At 73.9% G+C, this 10,933-nt stretch carries 10 protein-coding genes; 4 read left to right on the plus strand and 6 right to left on the minus strand.

The window, feature by feature from the left end; all coding sequences use genetic code 11:
* Positions 1–361 precede the first annotated feature (361 nt).
* On the plus strand, positions 362–1,564 hold the full coding sequence (locus FNH09_RS40600; RefSeq protein WP_152894886.1) for an amino acid deaminase/aldolase: 1,203 nt from the start codon (positions 362–364) through the stop codon (positions 1,562–1,564).
* A 59-nt stretch (positions 1,565–1,623) separates the two neighbouring features.
* Here the strand turns inward: FNH09_RS40600 and FNH09_RS40605 are convergent, their stop codons facing one another.
* The 3 genes from FNH09_RS40605 to FNH09_RS40615 are packed head-to-tail and all read right to left on the minus strand — an operon-like array spanning position 1,624 to position 5,206.
* Complete coding sequence (locus FNH09_RS40605) at positions 1,624–2,415, minus strand: 3-oxoacyl-ACP reductase (RefSeq protein WP_162469830.1); 792 nt, start codon at positions 2,413–2,415, stop codon at positions 1,624–1,626.
* Positions 2,412–3,827 (minus strand): aldehyde dehydrogenase family protein, encoded by a 1,416-nt coding sequence (locus FNH09_RS40610; RefSeq protein WP_152894887.1) that lies wholly within the window; start codon positions 3,825–3,827, stop codon positions 2,412–2,414. The genes FNH09_RS40605 and FNH09_RS40610 overlap by 4 nt, the downstream gene beginning before the upstream one ends.
* 8 nt (positions 3,828–3,835) lie before the next feature.
* Positions 3,836–5,206 carry a type I glutamate--ammonia ligase gene (locus tag FNH09_RS40615; protein ID WP_162469831.1) on the minus strand — a complete coding sequence of 457 codons (1,371 nt, stop codon included), beginning with the start codon at positions 5,204–5,206 and terminating at the stop codon, positions 3,836–3,838.
* A gap of 74 nt (positions 5,207–5,280) precedes the next feature.
* On the opposite strand from FNH09_RS40615, the gene FNH09_RS40620 reads away from it, so the two are divergent.
* Both FNH09_RS40620 and FNH09_RS40625 read left to right on the plus strand, forming a co-directional pair.
* A complete protein-coding gene (locus FNH09_RS40620) occupies positions 5,281–6,042 on the plus strand; it encodes a FadR/GntR family transcriptional regulator (RefSeq protein WP_152894889.1) in 762 nt (253 codons plus the stop codon).
* Positions 6,043–6,205: 163 nt separating this feature from the next.
* Positions 6,206–6,892 carry a gamma-glutamyl-gamma-aminobutyrate hydrolase family protein gene (locus FNH09_RS40625; RefSeq protein WP_152894890.1) on the plus strand — a complete coding sequence of 229 codons (687 nt, stop codon included), beginning with the start codon at positions 6,206–6,208 and terminating at the stop codon, positions 6,890–6,892.
* A 22-nt stretch (positions 6,893–6,914) separates the two neighbouring features.
* Here FNH09_RS40625 and FNH09_RS40630 read toward each other — a convergent pair whose 3' ends face one another.
* Positions 6,915–7,877, minus strand: a complete 963-nt coding sequence (locus FNH09_RS40630) for a LysR family transcriptional regulator (RefSeq protein ID WP_152894891.1) — start codon at positions 7,875–7,877, stop codon at positions 6,915–6,917.
* A 70-nt stretch (positions 7,878–7,947) separates the two neighbouring features.
* On the opposite strand from FNH09_RS40630, the gene FNH09_RS40635 reads away from it, so the two are divergent.
* Positions 7,948–9,135 (plus strand): TDT family transporter, encoded by a 1,188-nt coding sequence (locus FNH09_RS40635; RefSeq protein ID WP_152894892.1) that lies wholly within the window; start codon positions 7,948–7,950, stop codon positions 9,133–9,135.
* On the opposite strand, the gene FNH09_RS40640 is transcribed toward FNH09_RS40635, so the two are convergent.
* Together FNH09_RS40640 and FNH09_RS40645 are read right to left on the minus strand one after the other, a co-directional pair.
* The gene (locus tag FNH09_RS40640) at positions 9,047–9,790 is read right to left on the minus strand and encodes a helical backbone metal receptor (protein ID WP_162469832.1); all 744 of its coding nucleotides are present in this window, start codon (positions 9,788–9,790) and stop codon (positions 9,047–9,049) included. The genes FNH09_RS40635 and FNH09_RS40640 overlap by 89 nt on opposite strands.
* 3 nt (positions 9,791–9,793) lie before the next feature.
* A complete protein-coding gene (locus tag FNH09_RS40645; RefSeq protein ID WP_152894893.1) occupies positions 9,794–10,369 on the minus strand; it encodes a helix-turn-helix domain-containing protein in 576 nt (191 codons plus the stop codon).
* Positions 10,370–10,933: the final 564 nt, after the last annotated feature.

Below are 10,933 nucleotides of genomic sequence, written 5' to 3' on the forward strand. Positions count from 1 at the left end.
AACCCGCTCCGTCCGAACCGGAGGACGGAGGCGTGGTGGGGCGCGGTGGGACGGGGGCGCGGCGCGCTTCCGTGCTCATGCACCCCCCGCTTCCTCGTACCCGGGCCGTCGCTCTCGTGCGCGGGCCGCCGTACAGCTCACGCCCGGCCTGCCCGCAGCGCAGTCACTTCGCCTCGGGCACGCATACCCGCACGGACAGGCGGTCATCCCGGCGCGGACCTGCGACCGGCGCCGGATCCTCCGTGCGTGCGCGTCACTCTACGGCTTGTTCGAGGCCGGACGGGAACCAGTCCAGGACGCCGGGGCATCTGCCCGGATCGTCCCCCTACCCTGCGGTAATCCTGTCTGGCAGTCTTCGTGCATGACTGCGCGCGCTGCCGACCGGGCCCGTTACGACCGGGCCACCGCCCATCTCGACGCCCCTCTTGCGATCGTCGATCTGGATGCCTTCGACGCCAATGCGGCGGACCTCGTGCGCAGGGCGGGCGGCAAGCCGATCCGGGTCGCCAGCAAGTCGGTCCGCTGCCGGGCCCTGCTCGAACGCGTCCTGGCGAAGGACGGGTTCGCGGGCATCATGTCCCTGACCCTCGCCGAGTCCCTCTGGCTGGCGCGCTCGGGCTTCGACGACGTCCTGCTCGCCTACCCCTCCGTCGACCGCGCCGCCTACGCGGAGCTCACCGCCGACCCCAAGCTGGCGGCCGCCGTGACCGTGATGATCGACGACGTCGCACAGCTCGACCTGATCGACGCCGCGCGGGCCGGCGGCAGCGAAGTGGTGCGGGTCTGCCTGGAGATGGACACCGCGCTGAAGCTGTTCGGCGGCCGGGTGCGGGTCGGGGCCCGCCGCTCCCCGCTGCACTCCCCCGAGCAGCTCGCCGACCTGGCGCGCGCGGTGCAGCAACGTCCGGGCTTCAAGGTCGTCGCGATCATGGCGTACGAGGGTCACATAGCCGGTGTCGGCGACTCGGTGGCCGGCCGGCCCCTGCGCTCGCGCGCCGTGCGGCTGATGCAGGCGACCGCCCGCCGGGAGCTGGCGGAGCGGCGCGCGGCGGTCGTACGGGCGGTCCGGGCCGTGGTGCCGGACCTGGAGTACGTCAACGGCGGCGGCACCGGCAGCGTGCAGTCCACGGTGGCCGAGGACGCGGTCACCGAGGTGGCGGCCGGTTCCGGGCTGTACGTGCCGCGGCTCTTCGACAACTACACGTCCTTCAACGGGCGTCCGGCCGCCCTCTTCGCCCAGCCCGTGGTGCGGCGGCCGGGGGTCGGGGTGGTGACCGTCCTGGGCGGCGGCTATCCCGCCTCGGGCGCCGCCGGACGCGACCGGCTTCCGGTGCCGTACCTGCCCGAGGGGCTGCGCTACGACCCGCAGGAGGGGCCCGGCGAGGCGCAGACCCCGCTGCTCGGCTCCCCCGCCGACGACCTGCTCATCGGCGACAAGGTGTGGTTCCGGCACGCGAAGGCCGGTGAGCTGTGCGAGCGGTTCGACGTGCTGCACCTGATCGAGGGGGACGCGGTGACGGCGACCGTGCCGACGTACCGCGGCGAGGGGCACACCTTCCTGTAAGTACCCGCGAGAGGGCCGGAATCCGAGGATTCCGGCCCTTCGGCAGATCGGCGGGCGGATCACATGGGCGTGACGTACGCGCCCGAGATCCCGCCGTCCACCAGGAAGTCGCTGGCGTTCACGAAGGAGGAGTCGTCGCTCGCCAGGAACGCGACGGCGGCGGCGATCTCCTCGGCCTCGGCGAACCGGCCGAGGGGGATGTGCACGAGCCGGCGGGCGGCCCGCTCCGGGTCCTTGGCGAACAGCTCCTGGAGCAGGGGGGTGTTGACCGGTCCGGGGCACAGGGCGTTGACGCGGATGCCCTCGCGGGCGAACTGGACGCCGAGTTCACGGGACATCGCCAGGACACCGCCCTTGGAAGCGGTGTACGAGATCTGGGAGGTGGCCGCGCCCATCCGGGCCACGAAGGACGCGGTGTTGATGATGGAGCCCTTGCCCTGACGGCGCATGTAGGGGATGGCGGCCTTGCAGCACAGGTAGACGGAGGTGAGGTTGACCTCCTGGACACGCTTCCAGGCTTCGAGACCGGTGTCCAGGATGGAGTCGTCGTCGGGCGGCGAGATGCCCGCGTTGTTGAAGGCGACGTCGACGCTGCCGTAGGTGTCGTAGGCCGTCTTGAACAGGGCCTCGACCTGCTCGGGGTCGGTGACGTCGACCTTCACGAAGATCCCGCCGACTTCCTCGGCGGCCGCCTTGCCGCGGGTCTCGTCGACGTCCGCGCAGACGACGTGGGCGCCCTCGGAGGCGAGCCGGCGGGCGGTGGCGAGGCCGATGCCGCTGCCGGCTCCGGTGATGACGGCGGTACGGCCGACCAGTCGGCGGCAGACGGCGTCAGGCGTTGGTGCGGTCACTGTGCGGGGCCCTCCGTGCTGATGAAGACGTTCTTGGTCTCGGTGAAGGCGGTGAGGGCGTCGGGGCCGAGTTCGCGGCCGACGCCGGACTGCTTGAAGCCGCCGAACGGGGTCCAGTAGCGGACGCTGGAGTGGGAGTTGACCGACAGGTTGCCGGCCCGCACGGCCCGAGAGACCCGCAGGGCGCGGCCGACGTCCCGGGTCCACAGGGAGCCGGCGAGGCCGTAGTCGGTCGCGTTGGCGAGCGCGACGGCCTGCTCCTCGTCGTCGAAGGGGAGGACGACGGCGACCGGTCCGAAGACCTCCTCGACGGCCACCCGGGCGCGCGGGTCGACGCCGGTCAGGACGGTGGGCGGGAACCAGTAGCCGGGGCCTTCGGGGGCCTTGCCGCGGATGCCGGGCGCGTCCGGGTCGACGTAGGACCGTACGCGTTCCAGCTGGGGCCTGGAGATCAGCGGGCCCATCTGGGTCTGCTCGTCGGCCGGGTCGCCGACGCGGACGGACTCGATCGCGGGCGTGAGGAGTTCCAGGAAGCGTTCGTGGACCGGGCGTTGGACGAGGATGCGGGTGCGGGCGCAGCAGTCCTGGCCGGAGTTGTCGAGGAAGGACATGGGGGCGGCGGCCGCGGCGGCTTCCAGGTCGGCGTCGGCGAAGACGATGTTCGGGCTCTTGCCGCCGAGTTCGAGGGTGACGCGCTTGAGGCGGTCCGCGCCCTTGGCCCACACCTGCTTGCCGACGGCCGTGGACCCGGTGAACACGATCTTCGCGACGCCGGGGTGCTCGACGAGCGCGGCGCCCGCGACGGGACCGCGGCCGGGCAGCACCTGGAAGAGGTCCTGCGGCAGCCCTGCCTCCAGGGCGAGTTGGGCCAGCCGCAGGGCCGTCAGCGGGGTCGTCTCGGCGGGTTTGAGGATCACCGCGTTGCCCGCCGCGAGTGCGGGCGCGGTGCCCCAGGCCGCGATGGGCATGGGGAAGTTCCAGGGCGCGATCACGCCGACGACGCCGAGCGGTTCGAGGATCGTCACGTCCAGGCCGCCCGCCACCGGGATCTGACGTCCGGTCAGGCGCTCCACCCCGCCCGCCGCGTAGTCGAGCAGGTCGCGTACGTTGCCCGCCTCCCAGCGGGCGTTGCCGATCGTGTGTCCGGCCTCCAGGACCTCCGACCGGGCCAGTTCCTCCCGGTGTTCGTCCACCGCGACGGCGAACCGGCGCAGCAGCCGGGCCCGGTCGCCGGGCGCGAGGGCGGCCCAGCGTTCCTGTGCCCGGGTGGCGCGTACGACGGCCGCGTGCACGTCGGCCGCGTCGGCGGCCGGTACGGTCGCGACGACCTCCTCGGTGGCGGGGTTTCGTACCTGGAGTTCGTGGGCCGGCTCGGGCTCGGGCTCCGGCTCGTGCTCGTGCTCGTGGGACAAGAAGGGCCTCACATGCGTTCGAAGGAGCGGCGCAGCTCCCAGTCGGTGACCGCGGCGTCGTAGGCCTCCAGCTCGACGCGGGCCATGTTGCGGTAGTGCGCGACGACCTCGTCGCCGAAGGCGGCCCGGGCGATCGGGCTGTCCGCCCAGAGCTCGGCGGCCTCGCGCAGTGTGGTGGGCACCTGCGCGTATCCGGCGGTGTAGGCGTTGCCCACGCAGGCCTCGGGCAGTTCCAGCTTGTGCTCGATGCCGTACAGCCCGGCCGCGACCAGTCCGGCGACGGCGAGGTGCGGGTTGACGTCCCCGCCGGGCAGCCGGTTCTCGAACCGCGTCGAGCGGCCGTGGCCGACCACGCGCAGGGCACAGGTGCGGTTGTCGTGGCCCCAGGCGACGGCGGTCGGCGCGAAGGAGCCGGGCTGGAAGCGTTTGTAGGAGTTGATGTTGGGGGCGTAGAGCAGCGAGAAGTCGCGCAGCGCGGCGAGCTGTCCGGCGAGGAAGTGGCGCATCACCTCGGACATGCCGCCCGGATCGTCCGCGCCGCCCGCCATGGCGTTGGTGCCGTCCGCGGCCGCGAGCGAGAGGTGGATGTGGCAGGAGTTGCCCTCGCGCTCGTTGTACTTGGCCATGAAGGTGAGCGAGACGCCCTCCTGGGCGGCGATCTCCTTGGCTCCGGTCTTGTAGACGGCGTGCTGGTCGCAGGTGACCAGGGCCTCGTCGTAGCGGAAGGCGATCTCGTGCTGGCCGGGGTTGCACTCGCCCTTGGCGGACTCGACCGTGAGGCCGGCGGCGGCCATCTCGTTGCGGATGCGGCGCAGCAGGGGCTCGATCCGGCCGGTGCCGAGCACCGAGTAGTCGACGTTGTACTGGTTGACCGGGGTCAGCCCCCGGTAGTTGGCGTCCCAGGCCTGCTCGTAGGTGTCCTTGAAGACGATGAACTCCAGCTCGGTGCCGACCTGGGCGGTGTACCCGTGCTCGGCGAGCCGGTCCAGCTGGCGGCGCAGGATCTGCCGGGGCGCGGCGACCACGGGCGAGCCGTCGTCCCAGGCGAGGTCGGCGATCACCAGGGCCGTGCCGGCGTTCCAGGGCACCCGGCGCAGCGTGGACAGGTCGGGGTGCAGGGCGAAGTCTCCGTAGCCGCGCTCCCAGGAGGACATCGCGTACCCGTCGACGGTGTTCATCTCGGTGTCGACGGCCAGGAGGTAGTTGCAGCCCTCGGTGCCGTGCTCCAGGACCTCGCCGAGGAAGAACCGGGCGGCGAACCGCTTGCCCTGGAGCCGCCCCTGCATGTCGGGGAAGGCCAGGACGACGGTGTCGATCTCACCGCTCGCGACGAGAGCCCGCAGCTCCTCGACGCTCAGCGGGGGCGTGCGGTCTGCCACGGGGGCCTCCTTCGCCGGGCCGGGAACCATAAGGTATTGCCGGGAACCATTGCTTGGGAAGGGGGTGCGGCCGCATGTCGCGGGGCACGGACGGCACGGACCCGGAGAGACCGGCCGCCGACGGACCGGACGATCGTCTCGCGCCGGTGCTGCGGCCGGTCCGGGCGGGCAACGGCTTCGAGGAGGCGCTGGAGCAGATCCTCCAGGTCGTCCGGCTGGGCCTGGTGCCCGGCGGCGGACGGCTGCCGGCCGAGCGGGAGCTGGCGGAGCGGCTCGGGATCAGCCGGGTGACCCTGCGCGAGGTGCTGAAGGTGCTCCAGGACCAGGGGCTGGTCGAGCCCCGCCGGGGCCGCTACGGCGGGACGTTCGTGCTGCCGCGCGCGGACGCCGGCGGCGAGGACGAGCTGCGCCGCCGGATCGCCGAGGTCGACATCGAGGACGTGCTGCGCTTCCGTGAGGTGCTGGAGGTCGGCGCGGCGGGGCTGTGCGCGGCGCACGGGCTGACGGACGAGCAGGCGGCCCGGCTGCGCGAGGCGCTGGCCCGCACGCACGACGCGCCGCTCGCGGAGTACCGCCGCCGGGACACGCTGCTCCACCTCACCCTGGCCGAGCTGTGCGGCTCCGCGTCGCTGGCCGCGCGGTACGCGGCCGTCCGGGCCACGGTGAACGACCTGCTGGACTGCATCCCGCTGCTCGTGCGCAACCTGGAGCATTCGCAGCGCCAGCACAGCGCCCTGGTCGAGGCGGTTCTGGAGGGGGACGCGGACGCGGCACGGGAGATCGCGCGGGAGCACTGCGCGGGCACGGCGGCACTGCTGCGGGGGTTCCTGGCGTGAGCCCCCGGCCGACGGCCGCGGGGACGACGGGGGTTCTCGGCGTGCGGACCCGGACCCGCGGTCGCCGGGCCGGCGCCCCGGACGGCGGCCCGGACCTCTTGCCGCGCGCGGGTGACCTCGGCAAAGGTATGACGGCAATCCATTGCACGGTGTGGGAGGGCGCATGGCGCGCAGACCGCTGATCGGTGTCAGTACGTATCTGGAGCCCGCGGTGCGCTGGGGCGTGTGGGAGCTGGAGGCGGCACTGCTGCCGGCCGGGTATCCGCGACTCGTCCAGCGGGCCGGGGGGCTGGCGGCGATGCTGCCGCCGGACGGGCCGGAACATGCCGCCGCGACCGTGGCCCGGCTCGACGGCCTGGTGATCGCGGGCGGTCCGGACGTCGAGCCGGTGCGCTACGGAGCCGAACCCGACCCGCGCACCGGTCCGCCCGCGCGCGCCCGGGACGCCTGGGAGCTGGCCCTGATCGAGGCCGCGTTCGCCGCGCGCGTGCCGCTGCTGGGCATCTGCCGGGGCATGCAGCTGCTGAACGTCGCGACCGGCGGCACCCTCGTCCAGCATCTCGACGGGCACGCGGAGGTGGTCGGCGCCTTCGGCCTGCATCCCGTCAAACCGGTCCCGGGCACGCTGTACGCGGGGATCGTGCCGGAGGAGACGGCCGTACCGACGTATCACCACCAGGCGGTGGACCGGCTGGGCACGGACCTGGTCGCGTCGGCGCACGCGGCGGACGGCACGGTCGAGGCGATCGAGCTGCCCGCCTCGGCGGGGTGGGTACTGGGCGTGCAGTGGCACCCGGAGATGGGAGAGGACCTGCGCGTGCTGCGTGCCCTGGTCGCCGCCGCGTCCTGAACCGGGCCGCACCGACGCTGCGCTAGCGGTTCGCAGGCGGGGTGGTCGGGGACGGGCCGCGGGTCAGGGACAGGAGGTCTCGGGCCGGGCCCGCCGGACGGTGGCCCGTCGGCCACACGGCCCGCAGCTCGCGCCGCAGCCGGACGCCCTCCACCGGGATGCTCACCAGGCGGCGCATCGCGAGCTCCTCCCCCAGCGCCAGTTCGCTCAGCACCGCGGGTCCGGCCCCGCCGACCGCCGCCGCCTTCACCGCCGTCGTCGAGGACAGTTCGATCAGCGGGCGGGCCAGGCCGCCCAGGGCCGCGTCGAGGACCTGCCGGGTCCCCGAGCCCTTCTCCCGAAGGATCAGCGGGGTCGTGGCCAGTTCCCCGGCGGCCAGCGCGTGCCTGCGGCGGGCCCAGGGGTGGCCGGGCGCCGTCACCACGATCAGCCGGTCGTGGGCGACGACCGCGGAGTCCAGGCCGGGCGGGACGTCCAGTCCCTCCACGAAGCCGAGGTCCGCCTCGCCCGTGACCAGCCGTTCCGCCACCGACGCCGAGTTCCCGGCCAGCAGCGACACCGCGGTGTCGGGGCGCTGGGCGCGCAGCGCGAGCAGCCAGCCGGGCAGCAGGTACTCGGCGATCGTCATGCTCGCCGCCACCCGCAGCCGGGAGTCGCGGCGATCGCGCAGTGCCTGCGTGCCCGCGTCGAAGGCCTCCGCCGCCTCGACCACCCGTCGCGCCCAGTCGGTCACCAGCGCGCCGGTGTCGGTGAGCCGGGAGCCGCGCGGTGAGCGGTCCACCAGCGCCAGGCCCAGCCTGCGCTCCATCGCGCGGATCCGGCTGCTGGCGGCGGGCTGGGTGATGCCGAGCTCCCGCGCGGCCGCGCCGAGGCTGCCCAGCCGGGCCACCGCCAGCAGCAGTTCCAGGGCGCCGAGGTCCGGGACCCGGTGGGCGATCGAGTCCCCCTGCTTCCGGGCCCCGCCCTGTCCGCTCGTCTCGCTCATAAGCCCACCTTATGCCCCCATAGAGACATCGTCCCTGGTCGCGGGCCATGGGCCGGGGGATGGTGGGGCCATGGTCACCGAAGCCCATCCCCTGTCCCGTCCGGCGGTCCCCCTTCCGGGGCTCCGATTTCCGGCGGTCCGCCATCTCGGCCCGAACTGGTACGCCTCCGTCATGGGCACCGCCATCTTGGCCACGGCAGGCGCGGGGCTGCCCGTCCATGTTCCCGGGGTTCCCGGACTGCGTGCCGTCTGCGCCGCCGTGTGGGTCCTCTCGCTCGTCCTGCTGGTGACCCTGCTGACCGCCCGCGCCCTGCACTGGACCCACCACCGGGACCAGGCCCGCGCCCATCTCCTCGATCCCTCGGCGGCCCCGTTCTACGGCTGTCTGGCCATGGCGCTGCTGGCCGTGGGCGGGGGTGCCGTCACCGTCGGCCGGGACGTGATCGGAACGGGGGCAGCGGTCGCCCTCGACACGGTCCTGTTCACCGTCGGCACCGTCGTGGGCCTGGCGGCAGCCGTCGCGGTGCCGTACCTCATGACCGTGCACCATCGGATCGAGCCGGGGCAGGCGACGCCCGTGTGGCTGCTGCCGGTCGTCGCGCCCATGGTGTCCGCCGCGCTCGGACCGCTGCTGGTGCCGCATCTGCCGGCCGGCCAGCTCCGGGAGACGCTGCTGCTGGGCTGTTTCGCGCTGTTCGGGCTGAGTCTGCTGGCGACCCTGCTGATGCTGCCGCTGATCTTCGGCCGGCTGCTCACCGGCGGGCCGCTGCCGCTCGCGCTCACCCCGACCCTGTTCCTGGTGCTCGGCCCGCTCGGCCAGTCCACGACCGCCGTGGGGAACATCGCGGACGCCGCGCCGGGGGTCGTCCAGGCCCCGTACGACCAGGGCCTCGCGGGCTTCGCCGTCCTGTACGGCGTGCCCGTGCTGGGTTTCGCGCTGCTCTGGCTGTGTCTGGCCACCGCCCTGTGTCTGCGGGCCCGCCGGAACGGGATGGGCTTCGCCATGACCTGGTGGGCCTTCACCTTCCCGGTCGGCACCTGTGTCACCGGCGCCGGGGCGCTGGCCCGGCACACCGGTCTGGTCGCCTTCGACGGGCTCGCGGTCGCGCTGTACGTCGTCCTCGTGGCCGCCTGGGCGACCGCGGCCGCGCACACCGTCCGCGGCCTGGTCAGCGGTGTGCTGCTCGCAGGGCCGACGCCAGGGCCCGCGGCGCCTCGGCGAGCGACGGTCCGTACCACGTCAGGTGCCGTCCGCTGACGAGCGCGCAGGGCAGGCCGGGGAAGGCCTCGGGGCCGTCGTCGGCGGTGAAGCGGTAGGGCTCGTCGGGGAGCACGACGAGGTCCGGCCGGGCGGCGCGCAGCTCCTCCAGGGGGACCCGCGGGTAGCGCTCGGGGTGGGACGCGTACAGGTGGTCGACGCCCAGGCGGGCCAGCACGTCACCGGCGAAGGTGTCACGGCCCAGGACCATCCAGGGGCGGCGCCAGACGGGCACGACCGCGGTCGTACGTTCCGTGCCGGTGGCGGTGAGCCCCGGGGCGCCGGCCGTCGGCGCCTCCCACGCCGCCTCCGCCGCGTCCAGCCAGCGCGGCCTGCTCCGTGCCCCGCAGGCCCGCAGCACCCGGTCCAGTTCGCGGAAGGCCTGCGGTACGTCCCGCACCTCGGTCACCAGCACCTCGACGCCGGCCGAGCGCAGCGCGGCCAGGTCCGGTGCGCGGTTCTCCTCCTCGTTGGCGATCACCAGGTCGGGCGCGAGGGCGATGATCCGCTCGGTCTTGGGGTTCTTCGTCCCGCCGACACGGGCCACGTCGAGGCCGGCGGGGTGGGTGCACCAGTCGGTGACGCCGACCAGGGCGCCCGGCAGGGTCACGGCCACCGCCTCGGTGAGGGACGGCACCAGGGAGACGATCCGCACGTTCTACCGCCGCCTGCCGCGCCTGTCCTGGACGGCCTCGACGTGCTCCGCCACCGCCACCACGACCACCCGGGTGTCCGGCACGGTCGCCCGCCAGCGGTGGCGCACCCCGCCGGTCAGGTACAGCGTGTCCCCGCGGCCGAGGCGGTACGCGCGGCCCTCCGCCTCGATCTCCACCGCGCCGTCGGCGACGTACATCAGCTGGTCGTTGCGGTACTGGATCTCGCGGCCCGCCTCGTGGTCGCCGGTGAACTCCGAGGCGTGCATCTGATGGTGCCCGCGCACCAGCGACCGGGCCTGGGGTCCGGCGTCCGGCACGGCGTCCTCGGCGCGCACGACGTCCACGCTGCACGCCGGGTCGGCGGCGGCGAGGAGTTCGACGGCGGTGGTGCGCAGGGCGTCGGCGACCTTCTCCAGGGAGCTTCTGCTGGGGCGCGCCCGGTCGTTCTCGACCTGGCTCAGAAAGGGGACCGACAGGCCGCTTCGCTCGGCCACGACGGCAAGGGTGAGGTCCAGCGCGCGACGGCGCCGCCGCACGGCCGCGCCCACCCGCAGGGGCTGTTCCTTGTGGTCGCCCATCGCGCCCGCTCCCTCCTTCGCTCGTCGCCCGGTCGTCCGTGCGCGAGGGTCCGCGCGCACTCCTCCTGATGAGTTCTCTGCACCCTACGCATGTTCGGCAAACCGTTTCAGGCGGCCGTCACATCGGCGACACATCGCGTCGGGTCGGACCTCACAGTTCTCGCCAGTGGATCAATCGGCCGGACTTCCGGAGCCTCACTCCCCTCGCGCGCGACGAACGGGCTGATGGGCAGGGTCGGGCGCCCTCCGGGACCGGTGACGAGCAGGTCCGACGGGGCCGCCGGGGCCCGGCTGCCGCCGGGGGCGCGGACGGTCGGCAGGTCGGCATGTCCGGACGCGGGCCGCTGGGCCGGCGTCGGCCGACTGCCGGATTCCTCCCGCACGGACTGACCCTCGATCAGCACGAGCGTGGTGCATTTAGGTCGAACGCTTGAGCGCTCCCCGATGTTCCCGCCCGTTCACCGGGGATGCTCCTGACCGTCTCCCGGGCCCGAACCGGCTGGTCAGGGCGGGGTAGACAAGGGCGTCGAGGCAGCGCGCCGCCGGTCGGGGGCGGTGGGCGCG

Origin of the sequence: Streptomyces adustus, from assembly GCF_009377175.1 — a bacterium.
Classification (GTDB): Bacteria; Actinomycetota; Actinomycetes; order Streptomycetales; family Streptomycetaceae; genus Streptomyces; species Streptomyces adustus.

Excerpts from the sequence above, each read along its gene's own strand:
- FNH09_RS40600 (WP_152894886.1), top strand. The coding sequence starts at position 362 with ATGACTGCGCGCGCTGCCGACCGGGCCCGTTACGACCGGGCCACCGCC.
- FNH09_RS40620 (WP_152894889.1), top strand. The coding sequence starts at position 5,281 with ATGTCGCGGGGCACGGACGGCACGGACCCGGAGAGACCGGCCGCCGAC.
- FNH09_RS40625 (WP_152894890.1), top strand. The coding sequence starts at position 6,206 with ATGGCGCGCAGACCGCTGATCGGTGTCAGTACGTATCTGGAGCCCGCG.
- FNH09_RS40630 (WP_152894891.1), bottom strand. The coding sequence starts at position 7,877 with ATGAGCGAGACGAGCGGACAGGGCGGGGCCCGGAAGCAGGGGGACTCG.
- FNH09_RS40635 (WP_152894892.1), top strand. The coding sequence starts at position 7,948 with ATGGTCACCGAAGCCCATCCCCTGTCCCGTCCGGCGGTCCCCCTTCCG.
- FNH09_RS40645 (WP_152894893.1), bottom strand. The coding sequence starts at position 10,369 with ATGGGCGACCACAAGGAACAGCCCCTGCGGGTGGGCGCGGCCGTGCGG.